Source organism: Lysobacterales bacterium (assembly GCA_014946745.1).
GTDB lineage: Bacteria > Pseudomonadota > Gammaproteobacteria > Xanthomonadales > Xanthomonadaceae > Aquimonas.
Genome location: JADCRD010000001.1, coordinates 2266174 through 2288247, shown reverse-complemented (window position 1 = coordinate 2288247; position 22074 = coordinate 2266174). Strand labels below are relative to the sequence as shown.

The window sequence follows — 22074 nt, the reverse complement described above, 5'->3', positions numbered from 1 at the left end:
GTCGGTCGGTAGCGTCCAGCTTGCTCTGGAAGGCTTGTCTACAGGCCTTGAGTCGCTCTGGCGCCGTCCTATCGATGTGCCATTTTTTGAGCTGTACGGGAATGCGCTGGGCGGTGCTCCAGGAGCCCCTGCGCTTGGAGGTCCTCTCGATTGGAGCTTGCCGGCAGCACGCGGATCGCAGGACGGCCCTTGGTTGCTTGCCTTGGGCGCACGGCGGGTGGTGTCTCTCGATCCGCTGTCTGGCGAACCCGGTGCTGTGTTGACCCTTCCCTCCAGCGGATCGTTGCCTGCCTCACAGGGCTGGGCACTGGTTCCCGCACCCGGGGACGAAGACGTGCTGCTGCTGCGCAGCGACCTGCAGGGCCTGGAGCTGCGCCGTTTCCGGCCGGCATCGGGGCGTGTGGGTCCACCTCTTGTCCTGCCCAGAGTTCCGGATGCCAACGGGTTCCCAACGCGTTTTGCGCTTGCTGGGGATCGTCTGGTGCTGGCGCCGCTGGTGGCCGACGGCCCCATCCGCCTCGCCAAGGCGCCTGAGCTCGCCGCAGAACAGCCTGTCACCGCTGTGCATTCGGGGCTCTGGTTCGACCCGCAGGCGACCGGGCAGGGGCTGATGCTCGACGTTTCGGCTGAGCAGGGACGCTGGTTTGCTGGCTGGTTCACCTTTGCCGATCTTCCGTTCGCGGGCAGCGAAGCGCCCGCCGAAGCGCGGCGACTGAGCTGGTACACCGCGCTCGGGCGCTCGACTGCAGGAGCGCCAGCGCTGCCTGTCGAGGGTCCGTTGTTCGAGAGTCGTGGCGGCGACTTTGCTGGGCGTTCGGTCCCCGCCACTCAAGCAGTAGGGGGGCTTGCGCTGCGCGCGATCGACTGCAACACGCTCGAGTTCAGCTATCGACTTCAGGTGCCGGGCAGCGAAGACGTGCGCGTGGGTGCCCGTCGGCTGCAGCGCTTGGGGCCGGCTCCGTTCGCCTGCGGCGGCAGCTCGCTTGCCCAGCAGTCCGGCTTGCGAAGCGCGTCCACTGGCAGCTGGGTGCTGGAGGGACGACCGAGCCAAGGTGTGCTGATGCAGGTCGATCCGGGTGCGGCCGGTGCGACGGGCTCGGTCCGGGGCGCGTGGTTCGGTTTCGATGCCGGGCAGGCCGACGATAGCCTCGCCCAGCACTGGCTCACGCTGTCCGGCCGCAGCGTGGCCGGACAGCCCGGTGTGGTCGAGCTGGAGTGGATGCGCACCCTCGGCGGCAGCTTCGACGCGCAGCCCACGCGCAATACGCAAGTGATCGGCCGCGGCCGCCTGCGCTTCACCGCCTGCGATCGCGCGGTGCTGGAGTACAGCTTCGATGCGCCGGGGCTGGCGGGGGATGCGTTCGCGGGGCTGCAGGGGCAGGTGAATCTGCGGCGCTTCGAGCCCTGCGGCTGAGCCTCAGAGGCCAGTGCTGGGCCTGGCTCGCATACAGATCCACGACACGGGAGCGACGGACAACGCAGCGCATGCCGGATAGAGTCGCTCGGCGTGCTTGGCGGGCGAGCGGCTGCGCAGGTGCCTGCGCTCCGCCGCTTCCCATCGGACACGGCGCGAGTGTCGCGTGCGCTGCCGCGGGGGCGCTTGCGCAAGAGTGAAGACTCGGGCGGCTCGTTCGGTAGGCGGAGGCCATCGGCACTCCGCTGCGTCCCCGCGGATGCACGTCTTTCGTGTCCCGCGCCTGTTGTTCGGGCGCATGAACTTTTTTTGGAGCTTTCTATGGCCGCTTCGGTGCGCGTCCCGCGCCTGCTGTTCGCGGGTGTGGTTTTCGGGGTCATGACTTCATGGGCGCCGTCGGCTGCGGCGCAAGCCGCCCAGCGCGCGATCAGCGTCGATGCGATCGTCCACCAGCGAGGCACGGTGGTCCTGGTGCGGCAGCCGCGGGACAGCCTGTTGACCTTTCTCGACCCTGGCGACAAGCCGCTCTGGCAGCGGCGACTCTCGGCGGATCAGGGCGCCAGCGTGCTGCTGCGAGGCGGGGACTCGGACCGGGTGTGCCGAGCCCGCCGCGAGGCGGTGGGTGGGACGTTCGGCGGTATCCCCGCTGGACCCTACATCGAGGTGGAGTGCTTCCGCTCAACCGACGGGCGGCCGCTGACTCCCCTCTTCTTTGCCGAGTCTTCGTCGAGTTCTCCCGTCGGGCCACTGCTTGGCACGGTGGGCACGCAGGGCTCGCCGGTCCTGTATGCGACGACGCGCGAGTCCTCGTCCGCCGCGCCTGAGCTGCGGCAGCTCCAGCAGCTGGCGGATGGGCGCGAGCTTCGGCGGAGACTCGGTTCCGGGCGGGCACTCGTCAGCGAAACGGGCGAGGTGCTGGTGGTGGATGCCGCGCAAGGACGGATCCGCTTCGACGCGGCGGGGCGCGAGCTGGCGAGTTCACCTTCAATTGACCTCTCGGCGCCCCTGGCCTTGGCGTCAAGCGGCCAGTCGCTGGGGCTTTCGCGCTTCGCGCCGCAGTCTGAGGAGCGCGTCGAGATCGGGCTGGTCGGTCTGTCCGAAGACCTTGAGTTCCGCTGGGGGCGGTCGATGGTTCTGCCGCGGAGTTCGCTGTTTGGCAACGCGCTCCGCGGCTTGCAGGGCGCGCCTGCTCTGGGTGGGCCCCAGGATCCAAGCCTGCCGGCAGCGCGCTCGATGGAGGGTGGCCCGTGGATGCTGGCCCTTGCCGCGCGCCAGATCCGGTTTCTCGACCCGCTGTCCGGCGAGCCCGGCCCCGAGCTGAGCCTTCCCTACAGCGGATCGTCGGCCGCCCCGCAGGGCTGGGCCGTGGTTCCCGGGTTCTCAGGTGTGACGCTGCTGAGAACCGATGCGGAGGGGCTGGAGCTGCGGAATGTCATCCCATCGGAGGGCCGTATCGGACCGCCTGTACGCGTTCCCAAAGTGCTCGCCGCGGATGTGTCCAGCGCCGGGATCGCGCTTGCAGGCAGTCGTCTGGTGCTGGCTCCGCTGAGCGTGGACGGCCCGCTGCGTGTTGTTCGGGCGCCGACGCTGTTTGCCTATGCGCTGCCGGTCACCGCGCAGTATTCAGGGCTGTGGTTCGACCCCGAGGCGACCGGACAGGGCCTTGTCCTCGACGTGTCGGCCCGGAGCGGGCGCTGGTTCGCCGGCTGGTTCACCTTTGCCGATCTCCCCTTTACCGGCGAAGTGCCGGCCGAGGCCAGGCGACTGGCTTGGTACACCGCGCTCGCGACCACGACGGGGGCGAGCACTCAGCTGCCGGTCAACGGCCAACTGTTCGAGAGTCGCGGCGGTGACTTCTTGGGGCAGGCGCAGCCCAGCACCCAGGTCGTGGGTCAGTTCTCACTGCGCGCCATCGAGTGCAGTGTCCTTGAGTTCAGCTATCGCCTGCGAGTGCCGGGCAGCGCGACGGAGCGCGTGGGCGCGCGTCGCCTGCAGCGCCTGGGGCCAGCGACAGCCGAATGCGGCGGCAGATCCTTGCCAGAACAGTCCGGCTTGCACAGCGCATCCAGTGGCAGTTGGGTGCTGGAGGGACGGCCGAGCCAAGGCGTCCTGATGCAGGTCGATCCCGGTGTGGCCGGTGCGACCGGTGCAGTCTGGGGCGCGTGGTTCGGTTTCGACGCCGGGCAGGCCGACGACAGCCTCGCCCAGCACTGGCTGACGCTGTCCGGCCGCAGCGTGGCCGGACAGCCCGGCGTGGTCGAGATCGAATGGATGCGAACCTTGGGCGGCGCTTTCGATGCAGTGCCGACGCGCGATACGCGCCGAGTGGGCTCGGGCCGCCTGCGCTTCCTGAGCTGTGACCGCGCGGTGCTCGACTATCGCTTCGACGGGCCCGGGCTGCCGGGCGACGGGTTTGCGGGTCTGCAGGGACAAATGCATCTGCGTCGCTTCGAGCCCTGCAGCTGAGTCACTGATCGAGACGTCAGCGCTCGGTCGGGTGCTGCACAGGCTCGGCGCAGTCCGTGCAGCGCGCGGCGCATCCCTGCGGCAATGCCGTTGCCGTGCAGCCGATGGCGCAGGCATCCAGGTCCGCGCAGGCGTACGAAGCGCCCACAAACACGCGACTGCGGCGTCCGGAGAATTCGCTAATGTTCAGCGGCATGCCAGCACCTCGAGCGGGTGGGCGGTTGCCCGGGGATCCGCCGACGGTGGTTGCTCGCCTGGCCCGGGTTTCGCCCGGGCGGCTTTGCCTTGCAGCGCCAGTGGTGGGGGGGACATCGTTGGCACGTGGCGCATTTGCACCTCACTCAGGGACCCTTTGATGTCTTCCGCGTCTTTTTCGTGTTTCGATCGCCTGCTGCTTGCAGGCGCGCTGTGTGGCGCGGTTTGCTCCTGGCCGAACGAGGCCTTGGCGCAGACTGCAAGCGAGGGGCTGGCGAGCGCAGTGGGGGGCGCGCCCGCGCCCATTGACGCGCTCGACTGTTCGCGGCGGCCTCTGGACTGCAGGGGCAGCTCGCTACTTCAGCGGGATCTTGCAGAGCGGCTGCTCGGACATTCCACGGCGATCGCCGCTGATCGCCTGGTTGGCATGGAGGCCATCGCGCATGAGCAGGGCACCGTAGTTCTGTTGACCTACGAGCACGAGAGCCAGCTGGTCTTCCTCGATCCGCAGAACGAGGCGCGCTGGCAGCGTCGACTGCCGGCAGATCGAGTTCGCACGAGCCTGCTGCGTGGCGCTTCCTCTGACCGGGTGTGCCGAGCGAGTCGACGGTCCGAGCAGACGGCCGGCGGCACCCTGCCAGCGCGCGCCCGCATCGAAGTGCAGTGCTTCCGCGGAGCGGATGGCGAGTCGCTGCCCTCCGTGTACGTGACCCAATCCGGGTCCAGTACGGAGGTGGATCCTCTGCTTGGAAGCGTCGGTGACGACGGCGCGCTGGCGCTCTATTCGGAGACCCGAGCCTTCGCCTTCGCCGTGCCTGACTTGCAGCAGATCCGGGTTCTCGGGGATGGACGAGAGCTCAGACGGAGCTTCGCCAGTGGCAAGGCGATCATCAGCGAGAGGGGTGAAGCCATCGTGGTGAACTCCACGGGGGCGAGATTCCGTTTCGATGCGGGCGGACGCTGGATGTCGGATGGCGGGCCAGCGCAAGTGACCATCCCTCTCGCCATGGGCACCCGGGGAGACGTGCTGGGGCTCGTCAGGCTTGATCCACGCGAGGCCCCCGCGCAACGCGCGCTGCTGGCCTGGACCGCTGCAGACAGTCTTGGCAGCTGGAGCCAGTGGGTGCTCGCCCCGCGCCTTTACGACAACGCCCTGAGTGGCGTGAACGGCACTCAGGTCCTTGATCTGCCCTTGCGCCCGAGTGTGTCCGCGGCGGGCGGCTCGGAGGGCGGCCCTTGGGCCTTTGTTGCCAATGCCGATTCACTCATCGTTCTCGATCGCGAGTCAGAGCCTCCGGGCAGGGAGCTGCGAATCCCGCGCCGCGCACTCAGGACGCCAACGATCGAGGGCTGGGCAATGCTGCCCGCGTTTCGCGGCGACGGAGTGTTGCTGCTGCGGATGGATCCGCAGGGACTGGAGCTGCGGCGTCTCCGGCCCGGGTCGGGTCGGATCAGCGCGCCAGTGCAGGTGCCCAGGGTCTTGGACTCGGATGTATCGAGCAGCGGTCTCGCCTTTGGCAGCGATCGGCTGGTGCTTGCGCCGCTGACCCCGGGCGGCCGCTTGCGCGTCGCCCAAGCGCCTGACTTCGCGTCGGACCAGCCTGTCAGCAACGTCCATTCCGGGCTTTGGTTTGACCCGCAAACGTCCGGACAGGGCCTGATGCTCGATGTCTCAGTCGAAGCTGGGCGGTGGTTCGCCGGCTGGTTCGCGTTCACCCATCGACGCATCCCCAACTCGGAGCGGGGAGCACATCGACTGGCGTGGTACACCGCGCTGGGGCGGGCCATCGAGGCAGACTCGGCGCTGCCCGTCGAAGGTCGCGTCTTCGAAACGCTCGGCCGCGATTTCGAGGGCCTGGCGCCCACCCGCACGCAAGTCCTGGGAAACATCGCGCTGCGTGCCATCGACTGCAATACCCTTGAGTTCAGCTATCGCTTGCAAGCGCCGATCGGGTCGGTGCCGCAAGAGGCTGACTTTGCCTATGTGGGCGCTCGTCGTCTGCAGCGTCTGGGGCCTGCACCCGCGGCCTGCGGCGGAACGTCGCTCTCCGAACAGTCCGGTCTGCGCAGCGCCTCCAGCGGCAGCTGGGTGCTGGAAGGTCGACCCAGCCAAGGCGTGTTGATGCAGGTCGATCCGGGGGCCGCAGGTGCGGCCGCAGCGGTCTGGGGAGCGTGGTTCGGTTTTGATGCCGTCGGACCACACTGGTTGACGCTGTCTGGCCGTAGCGTGGCCGGTCAGCCGGGCGTGGTGGATCTCGAATGGCGGCGCACGCTCGGCGGCGACTTCGATTCGGTGCCAACGCAGAACACCCGACGCGTGGGGTCGGGCCGCCTGCGCTTTGTGAGCTGCGATCGCGCGGTGCTGGAGTACCGCTTCGACACGCTTGATCTGCCCAGGGATGGCATCGCGGGGCAGCAGGGGCAGGTGAACCTGCGGCGCTCCGATCCGTGCCCCTGATGCTGCAGCCCGCCTACCCATTCGACTGGCCTGCCGAGTCGCCGCCGAGCCGAGCCGGTTCTGGCCGCGAGCGCGTGGGGCTCTGTGACGGTACACAGTGGAGTTGCCGCTTCGATGCGCCCGGGCTGGCGGGCGATGCGTTTGCGAGTCTGCAGAGGCAGGTGAATCTGCGGCGCTTCGAGCCCTGCGGCTGGACGCCTCAAGTGCGTGAGAGCTCGCCCGGCGCCCGCAGGTGCGTGGCCTCAAGCCGCGCCCAGTCGGCGGGCGTCAGCGGCGTCAGGCCATGACGCAGTCGCGCCCGATCGCACTGCAGGCTGGGGCTGCCGTCCTCCCAGGCGGGCTTGAGGTCGCGGCAGGGCGAGGGGCGTCGCGCGTACTCGCTGCAGTGGGCGTCGTCGCCGACGGTGCCGCGCAGCGCGATGCAGCGCGGTGAGGGCTGGTCGGTGCCGGCCATGCTGAGGCGCAGCGGGTCGAGTTTCCGCGTCAGCGACTCCGGGATGCCCTCGGGAGTGTGCGGTGCAGCCTCCGCCCAGTAGAAGGCCACCCGAAAGCTGGCGCAGCAGGCACCGCAGCGCAGGCACGGGTGGGAGGGCGAGCCCGACGCACCAGGCGGTCGGGGGGCAGTGGCCATCGTTGTGCGGTCCGATGAAGTGAGGGCAGTCGCGCGGAGCTGTGGGCGCGCATCCGGGTTTCAAGCGGGTGCGGTGTTGCTGACGCATCCTCGGGCCCGACCGTCCCGGCGCGATTCGATGGGGGCGTGGCTCCGACTGTACTCGCACGGCAGGGTAGACCCGGCCACGGCCGGCGTTCCGCATCGCGCTTGCCCGACTGCCGTTCCGGCGCGATCCTTGGCGGAGATGCCCGGCTGTTGCGACGCCCGCGGCCGGCAGCGCCAACCCTCTGGATTTCCCTCCGTCGAACCTGCAGCACCGATGCAGCTGTTGCCCACCAGCCCAGCGCGATTCGTGACGTCGTCCAGCAGTGCCGCTCCGGCGCGTGCTGGTATGGCTCCGCGTTCGCGCGATCCGGTCGAGGAAGTGCAGGGGGCTGCTCCGACCAGTGCGCGCTTGGCTCGACGGCAGGCCGAGGATCCGCTGCAGGACCCCGCGATCCAGCGGGTGATCGCCGAGCTGGCAGCGCGCGACCGCGAAGTGCGGGCGCATGAGCAGGCGCATGTGGCCGCGGGGGGCGAGCTGATCACCTCGGGCCCCAGCTACACCTATCAGACCGGGCCGGACCGACGGCGCTATGCGGTGGGCGGCGAGGTCGGCATCGACACCTCGCCGGTACGCGGTGATCCCGAAGCCACGGTGGCCAAGGCCGCGCGGATCGTCGCCGCGGCGCTGGCGCCGGCGCAGCCCTCGCCCCAGGACTACCGCGTCGCCGCCCAGGCCAACCAGATGGCTTCGCAGGCCCGGGTCGACATCGCGCTGGCTCGGGCGCGCGAAGCCTACGGCGAGGTCGCCTCGGCCAGGTCCGCGAAGGGCGCGCTTTCGGTCCGCGCGTGAGTCAACCTGTCGCGCTACGCGTCGGCTGAGTGCAACGCTTGCCGCAGGCAGCGGCCACGGTCGCGGGCGACCTGCGTGCTAGACTTCGGCGGTTTTCTGCCCGCGTCCGCCTCGCTTCGCGAGAAGCCCCGCGCACCGCCGGGTTGGCCCATCACACGAGGCTGCACATGCCCAAGCTTGCCCAGCGCATGGGGCGCGCCAAGCCCAGCGCGATCATGCAGATTGTCGAGAAGACCCGGCAGATGAAGGCGGCCGGCCGCGAAGTCATCAGCTTCTCGATTGGCGTTCCCAACTTCCTGCCTGGCCCGCATGTGTACGCCGCTGCGCGCGAAGCGCTGGATCATGACAGCGGCCAGTACGGCAGCAATCGCGGCCCCGATGCACTGCTCGATGCCTTCCTGAAGCACATCGAGTCGGCCGGCCTGAGCGGCTACCAGCGCAAGCACTGCGCTACCGGCATTGGCGCCAAGCACATCCTCTACAACCTGGCCGAAGCTCTGCTCGATCCGGGCGACGAGATCGTGTTTCCCTCGCCTTACTGGACCACCTACGCCGACATCGCCGAGATCGTCGGTGCGCGCGCCACGGCCCTGCCGTGTCCGTCCAGCCAGAACTACAAGCTGATGCCGGAACAGCTGGATGCTGCGCTCGCCCGCGGGCCCAAGGTGTTCCTGTTCAACAACCCGTCCAACCCGACCGGCATGGTCTACAGCGGCGACGAGATCGCCGCCATTGCTGATGTGGTGGCGCGGCATCCGGACGTCTGGATGATCTGCGACGACATCTACCACCGCATGGTGTTCAGCGGTCAGAGCTACCACAACGTGCTGCACTTCCGGCCCGAGCTGGCGGAGCGCGTGATCTTCGTCGACTCGCTGTCCAAGACCTACGGCATGCCGGGCTGGCGCGTGGGCTTCATGGCCGGGCCGGAGTCGGTGGCGCAGGCCCTGACCACGCTCAACTCCAACCACATCACCAACGTGCCCGAGGTGGTGATCGCTGCCGCCATCGCGGCGCTGTCGGGCCCGCAGGACGTGCCGGCGATCAAGGTGCGCGAGTTCGAGGCCAAGCGCGACCAGGTGCTGGCCTCGCTGGCGCAAATCCCGGGCGTGATCTGCCCCAAGCCCGAGGGCGCCTTCTACGTTTTCCCGGACATCGCCTGCGCGTTCGGCCGCCGGCACGGTGAGCGCGTGATAGCCAACGATGTCGACTTCTGTGCGGCTCTGCTGGAAGCCAAGGGTGTGGCCTGCGTGCCGGGCTCGGCTTTTGGCGAACCGCGCGCGCTGCGGATTTCCTACACCTGCCCCGATGCCCAGCTCACCGAGGGCCTGCTACGCATCCAGGCGTTCTTCGCGGAGCTTGCGTGAGCGGGCGCGTCTGGCTGGTCCTGCTCGCACTGCTGGTGGCCATCGGCTTCTGGCGATCCGAGCGGTCCGCCGAGGCCGCGCTCAGCGCGCTGCCAGGCGCAGGCGACCCCAATCGTGTGCTGATGGTCAGCGCGGAATGGTGCGGCTACTGCCAGCAGCAGCTGGCCGATTTCCGCGCCGCTGGCGTGCGCTTTACCGAGCTCGACTTCGATACCTCCGAAGGGCGCGATGCCGTCGACGCCCTGGGCGGCCGCGGCGTGCCGCTCACCGTCATCGGCGATGAAGTGATCCATGGCTACAACCGGCCGGCGCTGCAGCAGCATCTGGCGGCGATCGGCTACGAGATGCGCTGAAGCCCCTGGCTGAAAGCGCTGCATGTTCTGAGCTTCCACCCACCCCAGAAGACGACACAGGACTCCTCCATGAAGACCCCCGTCCGCGTTGCAGTCACCGGCGCCGCCGGCCAGATCGGCTACTCGCTGCTGTTTCGCATCGCCTCCGGCGAGATGCTGGGCAAAGACCAGCCCGTGATCCTGCAGATGCTCGAGCTGCCGATGGAGAAGGCCCAGGCCGCGCTCCGCGGTGTGATGATGGAGCTCGAAGACTGCGCTTTCCCGCTGCTCGCCGGCATGGTCGGCACCGATGACCCGGAAGTGGCCTTCAAGGATGCCGACGTGGCCTTGCTGGTCGGCGCCATGCCGCGCGGCCCGGGCATGGAGCGCAAGGACCTGCTGCTGAAGAACGCCGAGATCTTCACCGTGCAGGGCCGCGCCTTGAACAAGGTCGCCTCGCGCCAGGTCAAGGTGCTGGTGGTCGGCAACCCGGCCAACACCAATGCCTACATCGCCATGAAGTCGGCGCCGGATCTCGACCCGAACAACTTCACCGCGATGCTCCGCCTTGACCACAACCGTGCGCTGTCGCAGCTGGCCGGCAAGGCCGGCGTGGCCGTGGCCGACATCGAGAAGCTGGTGGTGTGGGGCAACCACAGCCCGACCATGTATCCCGACTACCGCTTCGCCACGGCCGGCGGCGCTTCGCTGAAGGACAAGGTCGCCGACGAGGCCTGGAACCGCGAAACCTTCATCCCCAAGGTGGCCAAGCGCGGCGCCGCGATCATCGAAGCCCGTGGCCTGTCGTCGGCGGCCTCCGCCGCCAATGCGGCCATCGACCACGTCCGTGACTGGGTGCTGGGCACGAACGGCAAGTGGGTCACCATGGGCATTCCGTCCGACGGCAGCTACGGCATCCCCAAGGACGTGATGTTCGGCTACCCGGTCACGTGCACGAACGGCAAGTACGAGATCGTGCAGGGCCTGGCCATCGATGAGTTCTCGCAGGAGCGCATCAACTTCACGCTCAACGAACTCGAAGAAGAGCGCGCCGGCGTCGCCCACCTGCTGGGCTGAAGCCTGCACCGCAGTTGTCCCAGGAAAGGGCGGCCCAAGGGCCGCCCTTTTCGCTTCCAGCGCTGTGAGGCCCCGGGCTCAGCCCTGCCGCGACCTGCTCTGACGAATCCCCAATCCCGAATCCCCAATCCCAGCCTTTCAGACCAACGTCGACAGGCGCCCGCGTCCGCATCGGTCTAGGCTTCGTGAATCCCCCGCGGAGCACCGGCCATGCGCTACGACGAGCTCTATCTTCATTCCATCGAACAGCCCGAAGCCTTCTGGGCAGATGCCGCCCAAGCCATCGACTGGGAGACTCCGCCACAGCAGATCCTCGACGATTCGAAGCCGCCTTTCCGTCGCTGGTTCGTCGGTGGACGCACCAACCTCTGCCACAACGCGATCGATCGCCATCTTGCGGCGCGCGCCGATCAAGCAGCACTGATCGCGGTCTCCACCGAAACCGGCCAGCGTCAGACCTGGACCTATGTGCAGCTGCACCGCGCGGTCAACCAGTGCGCGGCAACGATCCGCTCGCTTGGCGTGGGCGAGGGCGACCGCGTGGTGATCTACATGCCCAACACCGGCGAGGCGGTGATTGCCATGCTGGCATGTGCGCGTATCGGTGCGATCCACTCGGTGGTGTTCGGCGGCTTCGCCGCCCACAACCTCGCCCTGCGTATCGACGACGCCCAGCCCAAGCTGCTGATCTGCGCCGATGCCGGCATGCGCTCGGGCAAGGTGATCCGCTACAAGCCGCTGGTCGATGCAGCACTCTCCGAGGCGAAGCATGCGCCGCCGCATGTGCTCGTCATGCACCGCGGGCTTGATGCGGAGACGCCGCGCACGCCGGGCCGCGACATCGATTACGCGGAGGCCTCGGCGGCGTTTGCCGATGCGACGGTTCCCGTGGTCTGGCGCGAAAGCAACGCGCCCAGCTATTTGCTTTACACCTCGGGCACCACCGGCAAGCCCAAGGGCGTGCAGCGCGATACCGGTGGCTATGCGGTGGCGCTCGCGCTGTCCATGCGCACCGTCTTCGACGTCGGACCCGGGCAGGTGATGTTCTCGACCTCGGACGTCGGCTGGGTGGTGGGCCACTCCTACATCGTCTACGGGCCGCTGATCGTCGGCGCCACCACGATCGTCTACGAGGGCCTGCCGACCTCTCCCGATCCGGGCATCTGGTGGGAGCTGTGTGCGCAATACGGCGTGCGTACGCTGTTCTCGTCGCCCACGGCGGTGCGCGTGCTGAAGAAGCAGGATCCGTCGTGGCTGAAAATGCACGACCTGTCCGCGCTGAAGTGGCTGTTCCTCGCCGGTGAGCCGCTCGATGAGCCCACCGCGCGCTGGATCAACGATGCGCTTGGTGTGCCGGTGATCGACAACTACTGGCAGACCGAAACCGGCTGGCCGGTGCTGTGCCTGCAGCCTGGCCTCGAACTCAAGCCCACCAAGTTCGGCTCGCCCGGCCTGCCCAATCTTGGCTTCAACCTCAGGCTTATCCATGAGGTGAGCGGCGAGCCCTGCGGTGCAGGCGAGAAAGGCGTGCTGGCCATCGTGCCGCCGCTGCCGCCGGGCTGCCTGAGCACCGTGTGGGGTGACGATGCGCGCTTCCTGTCGAGCTACTTCAGCCACTTCAAGGCGCTGCTCTACAGCTCGCTGGACTGGGCGATCCGCGACGAGGATGGCTACTACTTCATCCTCGGCCGCACGGACGATGTGATCAACGTCGCCGGCCATCGCCTGGGGACTCGAGAGATCGAGGAATCCGTGTCTGGCTGCAGCGTGGTCGCAGAAGCTGCCGTGATTGGTGCCGCCGATGCGCTGAAGGGACAGGTGCCAGTCGTGTTCGCCACGCTCAAGGGCGGCGACTGCAGCGATCGCCGCGCAGCGGCGGAAGCGATGATGCGTCAGGTGGTGGAACAGTTGGGCGCGGTCGCGAAGCCGGCGCGCGTGTATGTCGTCGATGCGCTGCCCAAGACGCGCTCCGGCAAGCTGCTGAGGCGCTCGCTGCAGGCCTTGGTCGAGAGTCGCGATCCGGGCGACCTGTCGACGCTCGACGATCCCTCCGCATTGGAGTCGGTTCGCTTGGCCTTGCAGCGAGGACCGGATGTCGGCTGATCCGCCGTTCTGCGGCGATAACACAAACGGCGCCCAGAAGGCGCCGTTTGTGTTATCGGATTGAACAGTTCGGAGCTACAGCTCGGTGACGCTGTAGAAGGCGTGATCGCCGATCAGCGCGACGGGTGTGCCCTGAGCCCAGTTGGGGCGGTTCACCAGATCGTTGACCAGAAAGTGGCTTGCCCCTGGCACAACCTGTCTGCGTCTGTCGCTCGGCTTGCGCCAGTCGCGCAGCGCGTCAAACGCGATCGCGGCGGCGCGCTCCCAGGCCTTGTGGCTCTTGATCTCGAACTCGGCCGACACCAGGGTCGGCGCGAACTGCCTCGGAGCCGTGACGACGGCACAGACCGATCGTCCCCAGCGCCCATCTTCAACGCGCCGCAGAGCGACTTCAGCGACGGCTCGCTGCCCCAGGATGGACTGGTTGCGGGCTTCCAGGTAGATCGTGGTGGTCAGGCATAGAGGATCGGCGACGGGCTGCGGCAGCGCGTTGGCCAACCAGAGGATCCAGGCCAGTTTCATGCGGACTCCTGTTCCGTTGCGTCGACATCCGAACCCGCAACCGAAGGCCGCGCTCCGTCTCGGACGCGAGGACCTGCAGGTTGTGGGGGATACGCCGACATGGCGTTTAAGGTCACGCCTGACGCAGGCAGGAAGGGCGCCTTGATGCGTCAGCCGCTTTACGGATGTGAACGCTAGCCGTGCACGATCGGCGGTAACGTTCGCGCCCCCCGGATCGGGCCGGGTACCGGGGGACGGGCTGAGGGCGAGAGTACATCGGCAAAGTAAACGCAGCCTGAACTCTTTTGGCCGAGACTGAACAGCCGTTTCCTCAAGCGGCTGTTCTTCTAGGTAGCAAGTGGGGCCTGGTCGAAAGCGTCAGATCGCAGCGGCTGCGCGTACGCCTTCCTCGATCGCCCGCTTCGCGTCCACTTCGCCAGCGAGCAGGGCGCCGCCGATGAGCTGTGAGTGCATGCCCGCCGCACGCAGCTCGGCGTGCAGCGCGTTGACCGAAACCTGCCCGGCGCAGAGAACGATGCTGTCGACTTCCAGGAGTCGTTCTTCGCCCTCGATCCTGCAGTGCAGGCCACTGTCGTCGATACGCACATACTCGACCTGGGAGAGCGCCTTGACGCCCTTGCTCTTCAGCGCGGCACGGTGGACCCAGCCGGTCGTCTTGTTGAGACGCGCCCCTGGCTTGCCGCCGCTGCGCTGGAGCATCCACACCTCGCGGGGTGAGGCCTCAGCGTGCGGAGTCTTGAGCCCGCCGCCGTGCGTGTAGCCGAGATCGACGCCCCACTCATCCAGCCATCGGTGAGGCTCGACCGTCGGTGAAGGATGTGGCGTGGTCAGGTACTCGCACACATCGAAGCCGATGCCACCTGCACCGATGACCGCAACGCGCTGTCCGACCTCGGCGCCCTGCAGCACGTCCGCGTACCCCAGTACCTTGGGATGATCGATGCCAGCAATATCCGGCACGCGCGGTTTGACGCCGGTCGCCACGATGTGCGCGTCAAACGCGTGGGCCTTCAGCTGTGCGGCGTCAACTCGCGACTGCAGGCGCAGATCGATATCCAGTTCCTCGATGCGGGTGCGGAAGTAGCGGAGCGTTTCGCTGAACTCCTCTTTGCCCGGCACTTGTCGCGCCAGGTTGAACTGGCCCCCGATCTCTGCGCTCGCTTCGAACAGCACGACGGCATGGCCGCGCTCGGCTGCGGCGCAAGCCGCGGCCAGCCCCGCCGGGCCGGCGCCGATGACGGCGACGCGCTTGGGTCGCGCGCTGCGGGTCAGCACGATCTCTGTCTCGCGACAGGCCATCGGATTGACCAGGCAGCTCGCAGGCTTGTTCTCGAAGACATGGTCCAGGCAGGCTTGGTTGCAGGCGATGCAGGTGTTGATGGCGCGCGCGCGGCCTGCGCGGGCTTTGTTCACCCAGTCGGGATCGGCGAGCAGCGGTCGCGCCATCGAGACCAGATCCGCCACGCCAGAGGCCAGCAGCGATTCCGCGAGCTCGGGCGTATTGATTCGGTTGCTGGTCACCAGCGGCAGTTGGATCTCGCCGCGCAGACGCGCCGTGATCCCGCTGAACGCCGCGCGCGGCACTGAGGTGACGATGGTTGGGACGCGTGCTTCATGCCAGCCGATTCCGGTGTTGATGATGCTGGCTCCCGCAGCCTCGATCGCTTTGGCGGTGGCGACGACGTCCTCCCAGCTGCTGCCGCCTTCGACCAGGTCGAGCATTGAAAGCCGGAAAATGATGATGAAATCGGGCCCGAGCGCCTCGCGGGTGCGCCGCACGATTTCGACCGCGAACCGCATGCGGTTTTCCAGCGGGCCGCCGAACCTGTCGGTGCGGCGATTGGTACGTGGAGCGAGGAACTCGTTGATGAGGTAGCCCTCCGAGCCCATGACTTCGATGCCGTCGTAACCGGCGTCTCGCGCCAGCTGGGCGCAACGTACGAAGTCGCGGATCTGCGCTTCGACCCCGCGCAGGCTAAGCGCTCGGGGCTTGAAGGGAGTGATTGGTGACTTGAGCGCGGTGGGGGCGACTGCAAGCGGGTGGTATGCGTAGCGACCCGCGTGCAGCACCTGCATGCAGATCAGTGCGCCCTCTGCGTGCACTGCTGAAGTGACCTGTCGATGGCGGCGGACTTCCCAGGGCCAGGACAGCTTTCCGGCGAACGGCTTGACCCAGCCCGAGATGTTCGGAGCGATGCCGCCGGTGACGATCAGGCCGACACCACCGCGCGCGCGCGCCGCGAAGTAGGCGGCAAGGCGGGGGTAGTCGCTCGCTCGGTCCTCCAGGCCGGTATGCATCGATCCCATCAGAACCCGATTGCGCAGGCGTACGCGGCCGATATCGAGTGGACTCAACAGGGTCGGATAGCTCGCTTGCGTCATGGTCAGAAATCTCCGGCGTTTTAGGTGCCACCTTGCCGAAGCGCTTGGGGCCCGGCAAGCCGTTGGCTTGGAGCCATAGCGCTGACCGGGTAAACGGAGTGCGGCGTGGCCACTCCGGCGAGGGCCTGTGCGCTGCAGCGAAAGCGATCGAGCGAGGCGGAAGTGCGGGCCGTGGACACTGCTTTTCGGGGCGGACAATCGGCGTGGAATTGCGAAGCCCGTTACAAATGCGTTAACTTCTGCGTCATGTCGCCGACTTACAGTGACGACCGTTGCGCCAGTGCATGACTGGCGCTTTTCGTGGACGAGGCTCGTCCTCTGTTGCGTCCCCCCGTATCTCCAGGAGAACACCAAATGCAGAAGAACCTCCTTTGCTGCGCGCTGCTGGCCGGCGTCGGTTTTGTTGGCGCCGCGAACGCGCAGGACTTCGATGACCGCTGGTATGTCGGTGCGTCTGCCGGGTACGTCGAGTCCGACAATGCCCGTGGTGTCAAGGACAACGAGCATCTTGGCTTCAACTTCGGCAAGTTCTTCACCCCGAACTGGTCGCTCGATGCCGAGATCGGCTACACCAACCCGACCCTGCGCCCCAACAAGCTGAACTGGAGCCAGTACGGCCTGGGTCTGACGGGCCGCTATCACTTCCGCGAAGCCGGCGACACCTGGGGCCCCTACGTCGCGCTGGGCGCAGGCGTGTGGCGCCACGAGCGCGAGTTCCGTAGCCCGGCGGGCCGTCCTGGCGAGGTCAAGGGCAACAACCTGGCGGCCAACGTTGGTATCGGCGTCCAGGGTGACTTCGGGCGTGGTTTCGTGCGCGCCGAGTACGGTGCGCGCTTCGACTTTGACAGCGAGAGCGCAGCCGACGAAGACTACTTCGCCGACCGCATCGTGTCGGTGGGCGTCAGCCTGCCGCTGGGCGCAAAGCCTTCCGCCCCGGTGGATGCCCCGGCCCCGGCTGAGCCCGCCCCCGCGCCGCAGGTGAGCTGCGCCGATCTGGATGACGACGGTGACGGCGTCAACAACTGCGAAGACAAGTGCCCCAACAGCACCCCCGGCCAGACCGTTGGCCCGGACGGCTGCCCGGTCCCGGTGACCATCGACCTGCGCGGCGTCAACTTCGACTTCGACAAGTCGACCCTGCGCCCGGACGCCGTGGCCACCCTGAACGAGGTTGTCAGCATCCTCCGCCAGTACAGCGACCTCCGCGTTGAAGTTGCCGGCCACACCGATCTGTGCGGTTCGGACGCCTACAACCAGACCCTGTCGCAGAGCCGCGCACAGGCGGTCTATGACTTCCTGACCAGCAACGGCATCAGCGCCTCGCGCCTGGTGGGCCCGACCGGTTACGGCGAGAGCCGTCCGCTGCAGCCGACCGGCCAGAACCTGCCGGAGTGCAAGAACGAGACGAACCGCCGTACCGAGCTGAACGTGCAGAACTGATCTGGCCACGCAGCACGCAGCACCCGAAAGCCCGGCCTCGCGCCGGGTTTTCGCTTTTCGGGGCGTCGTACAGTCGTCTTCGCCGCCGCTGATCCGATCGGCACTTGACCGAGAATCGAGGCAGTCGCGAAGGTGCTGCTGCCATTCCTTGCGCAGAGAACCCGTCATGAACTCGCGACGTTCGCGTCTCGCCCTTGCCCTCTGTCTTGCCCTGCCGCTGATCGCGCAGGCCGAAGACGCCCGCTTTGCCCTGGTCATTCATGGCGGCGCGGGCACCTTGACCCGTGAGGCGATCACGCCCGAGATCGATGCCGCGATCCGCGCCGATCTCAGCCGCGCGCTCGACGCGGGGGCGGCCGTGCTGTCGGAAGGCGGGGCCAGCCTTGATGCCGTGGTGGCCTCGGTGAAGGTGCTGGAGGACTCACCCCACTTCAACGCTGGCAAGGGTGCGGTGTTCACCCACGAGGGCCACAACGAGCTCGATGCCTCGATCATGGACGGCAGCACGCGGCGTGCGGGAGCCGTCGCCGGCCTGCGCACGGTGCGCAATCCGATCGACCTTGCGCGGGCGGTGATGGACTCCTCCCCACACGTGATGCTCATCGGCGAGGGCGCGGAGCGCTTTGCCAAGGAGCGCGGCATCGAGCAGGTGGATCCGTCCTATTTCCGCACCGAGCAGCGCTGGAACCAGCTGCAGACCGTGCTGGAGCGTGAGAAGGCGAGGGCGGCGATCCCGGCTTCGACCTACTTCGGCACCGTGGGGGCGGTGGCCTTCGATCATGCCGGGCGTATCGCCGCGGCCACCTCGACCGGCGGCATGGTTAACAAGCGCTGGGGGCGAGTAGGCGATGCGCCGATCATTGGCGCCGGCACCTATGCCGACGCGAACTGCGGGGTGTCGGCCACCGGCTGGGGCGAGTACTTCATCCGCCTCTCGGTGGCGCACGATATCTGCGCGCGCATGCGCTATGCCGGGCAGTCCCTGGCGGTAGCCGCCGACGCCGTGCTGATGGAGGAGGTGCCCAAGCTCGGCGGCGATGGCGGCGTTATCGCCATCGACGGCAAGGGCGCGATCCGCATGCCCTTCAATACTGCCGGCATGTACCGCGGCTGGATCACCGTCGACGGCGCGCGCGGCGTGGCGATCTTTGCCGATGAGCCCGACCCGGATGGGCGCAAGGCTGCCGAGCCGTCCGAGTGAAGCTGTCCTGCTGAGGCGGGTCCGCGAAGTCGCAGCCCCCCAACGCAGAAAAGCGCCGCGCCAAACGCGGCGCTTTTCGTGTTGGCTAGGATCAGAAGCCGCGATCGCCCGACAGGATGCCGCCCAAGCCCCCCAGCACCGAGCCCTCTTCTTTGCCGCCGCCGCGCTGGTAGGCCGCAGCGAACATGCGGCCGGCCATGCGCGAGAAGGGCAGGGACTGCAGCCAGACGTGGCCGGGGCCGGTCAGCGTCGCGAGAAACACGCCCTCGCCGCCGAACAGCATCGACTTGATGCCGCCCACGGGCTTGACGTCGAAACCCACGGTCTGGGTGAGCGCAACCACGCAGCCGGTGTCGACATCGAGGCGCTCGCCGGCCTTCAGCTCGCGCTCGACCACGGTGCCGCCGGCGTGCACGAACACCTGCCCGTCGCCTTCGAGCTTCTGCATGATGAAGCCCTCGCCGCCGAACAGTGCGGTCATGATCTTCTTCTGGAAGAAGATGCCGACGCTGACGCCGCGCGCGGCGCACAGGAACGAGTCCTTCTGGCAGATCAGTCGGCCGCTGTAGTTCTTCAGTGACAGCGGAATGATCGTGCCCGGGTAGGGCGAGGCGAAGGCGACCTTGGCCTTGCCGCTGCCGGCGTTGGAGAACATCGTGGTGAACAGGCTTTCGCCGGTGATCACGCGCTTGCCGGCGCCGAGCAGCTTGTCCATGAAGCTGCCGCCCTGGCCGCTGTGGCTGCCATCGCCGAACACCGTCTCCATCTGGATATGCGCGTCCTTGAACATCATCGCGCCGGCTTCGGCGATGGCGCTCTCGCCGGGATCGAGCTCGATCTCGACGAACTGCATCTCGTGGCCGAAGACCTGATAGTCGATCTCGTCGGCGCTGCGCTGGCCGACCGGCGGCGGTGCGGCCGGCGCGACCAGGGCGCCACCGCCGCCGGTGAGTTCAGTGCAGGCGCTGATCGGCATCCACTCGGCGAAGCCGGCGCGCCAGCAGTGGCCGTTGGGGTTCTGCCGGGCCTGCGCGGCGGCGGTGGCGTGATCCAGCGGGCCGGACTGCTGGCCGCCGTAGCTGAGGTACCAAGCGTGCATGGGGGCGTCCTTTACTGGGAGAGAGAGGCGAACTGCGCGTCGAGCTCGGCGCGCCTCGATTCATCAAGCTTCAGGCCTTCGGCCAGACGCTGCATCCAGCGCCGTTCGGCTTCGGTGTCGACGCTGATCGTGATCAGCGCGGCCGCGTAGACCTCCGCGGCGAGATGCGCGGGGGTCTGCGCAAGCAGTTCGGGCATCGACAGCGGCTGGGCCAGCTCCTGTCGCAGGGCGGCGAGGTCATCGGCATCCAGGCCCGCGTCCTGGGCGCGGCCGAGGATGGCCTCGCGCTCGTTGCCGTCGATCAGGCCGTCGGCGGCGGCCGCCGCGATCATGCTGCGGATGACCAGCAGGGCCTCGGGCACCAGCGCTCCCGGTGCGGCCGATGGCGGCGTCACGGCGACTTGCCCGGGTGGTGGAGGCGGAGGCGGCGGGCTCATGGCCGGCAGCGGCTGTGCAGTGGGAGTCGGCTGCGCCGTGGATGTGGACTGGCCCTTGTAGTGCTCCCAGGCCGCCATTGCCACGCCGAGGGCGCCAAGGCCGAGCGCAGCCTTGTTGCCGGTGCTGAGGCCGCCCAGCGCGCCGCTGATGCCGCCCCCCATGCCGCCGCGCGATTTATGCTTCTTGCGGCCGCGGTCGCCGCCCAGGGTGCCGCCCAAGGCACCGCCCAGCATCTGCTTCAGTAGTCGCTCGGGGTCGAACATCGTTGCGGTTCTCCATGGTGTGGAATGCGGATCGGCGATGCGCGACGCTGGCGCACCGCTGCTGTGACGGCCCGTGCCGGATGGTAGCGCCTGCCGGCGTTTCGCCAAGTTGGGCGCGCCGACTACACTATCCGGCCTGCCGCGCGCCCGCGGTCGACGCAGACCTGGATCTCGCAACACATGCCTGACCGCGTCAACTCGCTGATTCCACGCGGCCCCGGCGGTATGTGGAAGGCCTTCAAATGGTCGATGCAGGGCTTGGTGGCGGCTTTCCGGTTTGAAGCCTCGTTCCGGCTTGAGGTCTATCTGTTCCTTGTGCTCGGTCCGCTGGCCCTGTGGCTCGGACAGACGCCGCTGGAGCGCGTGGTTCTGGTCGGCAGCCTGCTGCTGGTGCTGTCGGCTGAGTTGCTGAACTCGGCCGTCGAAGCAGCGGTAGACCGCATGGGGCCCGAGCACAACGAGTTCGCCGGCCGCGCCAAGGACATGGGCTCGGCCGCGGTCTTCGTGCTGATGATGAACGTACTGCTGTGCTGGGCGCTGCTGCTTCTGCCCCGCGTCTGGCCCTGAATCTGCCGCGCCGAAAGCCGGCCAAAGGAAATCTCCGAAATGACTGCTGCCGACTACCCCGCCCTCATCCTGAAGCGCGGCGAAGACCGCCGACTGCGCGCTGGCCACCTGTGGGTGTTCAGCAACGAGGTCGACGTGGTGCGCTCGCCTCTGACGGCGATGGAGGCCGGCAGCCCGGTGCATGTGCTGGATGCCGGCGGCAAGCCGGTCGGCACTGGCTATGTGAACCCCTCGACCCTGATCTGTGCGCGGCTGCTCGACCGCGGCGGCCATGCGCTGGACCGCTCGCTGCTGGTGCATCGCCTAAATGTCGCTCTGGCCCTGCGCGAGCGCCTGTTCGACACCCCGCACTACCGCCTGGTCTACGGCGAGTCCGATGGTCTGCCGGGCCTGGTGATCGATCGCTTCGGCGATGTCGTGGTGGCCCAGCTCGGCACGGCCGGCATGGAGCGCATGAAGGACGCCATCGTCGATGCCGTGCGCAAGGTGCTCAATCCGGTCGCCCTGCTGTTCCGCAACGACGGCGGCGCGCGCGCCATCGAGGGCCTGCCGTCTTACGTCGAAGTGGCCTTCGGCGAGGTGCCGGAGCGGGTCATCGTCGACGAGGGGGGGCTCAAATTTGCGGTCAACGTGCAGCACGGCCAGAAGACCGGCTGGTTCTTCGACCAGCAGGACAACCGCGATCGTCTGCGCAAGCTGGTGCCCGGCCTGCGCGTGCTGGATGTCTTCAGCTATGTCGGCGCCTGGGGCATTCGCGCGGCCGGCTTCGGTGCGAGTGAGGTGACCTGCGTCGATGCCTCGGGCCCGGCCTGCGAGCAGATCCGCGACAACGCCCGGCGCAACGGCTTCGGCGACACCGTCGAAGCGGTTTGCGCCGATGCCTTCGAGTACCTGAAGCAGGCGAGGGCGGAGCGCCGCAGGTGGGACGTGGTCATCCTCGACCCGCCGGCCTTCGTCAAGCGCCGCAAGGACTTCAAGGAAGGCGCACTGGCCTATCGCCGCATCAACGAGATGGCCATGCAGGTACTGGAGCGCGACGGCCTGCTGGTCAGCGCGTCGTGCAGCTATCACATGGGCCGCGATGCCCTGCTGGAGGCCATCCAGGCCGGCGCGCGCCATCTCGACCGGCAGGTGCAGGTGCTCTGTCAGCTGCAGCAGTCCGCCGACCACCCGGTGCATGCCGCCATCGTCGAGACGGACTATCTGAAAGGCTACGTCTGCCGCGTGCTGCCGGCCTGATCG

Annotated in this window: 17 protein-coding genes; 12 read left to right on the top strand and 5 right to left on the bottom strand. The window is 67.9% G+C overall.

The features are described from left to right. Window positions 1-283: 283 nt before the first annotated feature. The 3 genes from H4O13_08980 (at window position 284) to H4O13_08970 (ending at window position 6533) form a co-directional block, all read left to right on the top strand. Window positions 284-1414 carry a hypothetical protein gene (locus tag H4O13_08980; protein ID MBE5315520.1) on the top strand — a complete coding sequence of 377 codons (1131 nt, stop codon included), beginning with the start codon at window positions 284-286 and terminating at the stop codon, window positions 1412-1414. 321 nt (window positions 1415-1735) lie between these two features. After that, window positions 1736-3880 carry a hypothetical protein gene (locus tag H4O13_08975; GenBank protein ID MBE5315519.1) on the top strand — a complete coding sequence of 715 codons (2145 nt, stop codon included), beginning with the start codon at window positions 1736-1738 and terminating at the stop codon, window positions 3878-3880. 622 nt (window positions 3881-4502) lie between these two features. Continuing rightward, the gene (locus H4O13_08970; GenBank protein MBE5315518.1) at window positions 4503-6533 is read left to right on the top strand and encodes a hypothetical protein; all 2031 of its coding nucleotides are present in this window, start codon (window positions 4503-4505) and stop codon (window positions 6531-6533) included. 199 nt (window positions 6534-6732) lie between these two features. On the opposite strand, the gene H4O13_08965 is transcribed toward H4O13_08970, so the two are convergent. After that, entirely contained in the window at window positions 6733-7164 is a 432-nt protein-coding gene (locus H4O13_08965) for a YkgJ family cysteine cluster protein (GenBank protein ID MBE5315517.1), read from the bottom strand. 301 nt (window positions 7165-7465) lie between these two features. Between H4O13_08965 and H4O13_08960 the strand changes: the two genes are divergently transcribed. From H4O13_08960 to prpE, 5 genes are all read left to right on the top strand, one after another. Beyond that, a complete protein-coding gene (locus tag H4O13_08960; protein MBE5315516.1) occupies window positions 7466-8041 on the top strand; it encodes a hypothetical protein in 576 nt (191 codons plus the stop codon). A gap of 167 nt (window positions 8042-8208) precedes the next feature. Beyond that, the gene (locus H4O13_08955) at window positions 8209-9408 is read left to right on the top strand and encodes an aminotransferase class I/II-fold pyridoxal phosphate-dependent enzyme (protein ID MBE5315515.1); all 1200 of its coding nucleotides are present in this window, start codon (window positions 8209-8211) and stop codon (window positions 9406-9408) included. Continuing rightward, a complete protein-coding gene (locus H4O13_08950; GenBank protein MBE5315514.1) occupies window positions 9405-9761 on the top strand; it encodes a glutaredoxin family protein in 357 nt (118 codons plus the stop codon). Before H4O13_08955 ends, H4O13_08950 begins: the two co-directional genes overlap by 4 nt. A 69-nt stretch (window positions 9762-9830) precedes the next feature. Next, complete coding sequence (locus H4O13_08945; GenBank protein ID MBE5315513.1) at window positions 9831-10817, top strand: malate dehydrogenase; 987 nt, start codon at window positions 9831-9833, stop codon at window positions 10815-10817. 210 nt (window positions 10818-11027) lie between these two features. Next, window positions 11028-12920: a propionate--CoA ligase gene (prpE, locus tag H4O13_08940; GenBank protein MBE5315512.1), complete on the top strand. Its 1893-nt coding sequence runs from the start codon at window positions 11028-11030 to the stop codon at window positions 12918-12920. Between the two features lie 75 nt (window positions 12921-12995). On the opposite strand, the gene H4O13_08935 is transcribed toward prpE, so the two are convergent. Both H4O13_08935 and H4O13_08930 read right to left on the bottom strand, forming a co-directional pair. Continuing rightward, on the bottom strand, window positions 12996-13442 hold the full coding sequence (locus tag H4O13_08935) for a cell wall hydrolase (protein MBE5315511.1): 447 nt from the start codon (window positions 13440-13442) through the stop codon (window positions 12996-12998). Between the two features lie 357 nt (window positions 13443-13799). Further along, a complete protein-coding gene (locus H4O13_08930; protein ID MBE5315510.1) occupies window positions 13800-15824 on the bottom strand; it encodes an NADPH-dependent 2,4-dienoyl-CoA reductase in 2025 nt (674 codons plus the stop codon). A gap of 354 nt (window positions 15825-16178) precedes the next feature. On the opposite strand from H4O13_08930, the gene H4O13_08925 reads away from it, so the two are divergent. After that, complete coding sequence (locus H4O13_08925; protein ID MBE5315509.1) at window positions 16179-17264, top strand: OmpA family protein; 1086 nt, start codon at window positions 16179-16181, stop codon at window positions 17262-17264. 166 nt (window positions 17265-17430) lie between these two features. Continuing rightward, on the top strand, window positions 17431-18465 hold the full coding sequence (locus tag H4O13_08920; protein ID MBE5315508.1) for an isoaspartyl peptidase/L-asparaginase: 1035 nt from the start codon (window positions 17431-17433) through the stop codon (window positions 18463-18465). A gap of 91 nt (window positions 18466-18556) precedes the next feature. Here H4O13_08920 and H4O13_08915 read toward each other — a convergent pair whose 3' ends face one another. Next, window positions 18557-19564, bottom strand: coding sequence for a TIGR00266 family protein (locus H4O13_08915; GenBank protein MBE5315507.1), 1008 nt, complete (start codon window positions 19562-19564; stop codon window positions 18557-18559). A gap of 11 nt (window positions 19565-19575) precedes the next feature. Beyond that, the gene (locus H4O13_08910; protein ID MBE5315506.1) at window positions 19576-20265 is read right to left on the bottom strand and encodes a DUF533 domain-containing protein; all 690 of its coding nucleotides are present in this window, start codon (window positions 20263-20265) and stop codon (window positions 19576-19578) included. A gap of 180 nt (window positions 20266-20445) precedes the next feature. Between H4O13_08910 and H4O13_08905 the strand changes: the two genes are divergently transcribed. Both H4O13_08905 and H4O13_08900 read left to right on the top strand, forming a co-directional pair. Further along, entirely contained in the window at window positions 20446-20832 is a 387-nt protein-coding gene (locus H4O13_08905) for a diacylglycerol kinase (protein MBE5315505.1), read from the top strand. A 39-nt stretch (window positions 20833-20871) separates the two neighbouring features. Beyond that, window positions 20872-22071, top strand: coding sequence for a class I SAM-dependent rRNA methyltransferase (locus tag H4O13_08900; GenBank protein ID MBE5315504.1), 1200 nt, complete (start codon window positions 20872-20874; stop codon window positions 22069-22071). Window positions 22072-22074: the final 3 nt, after the last annotated feature.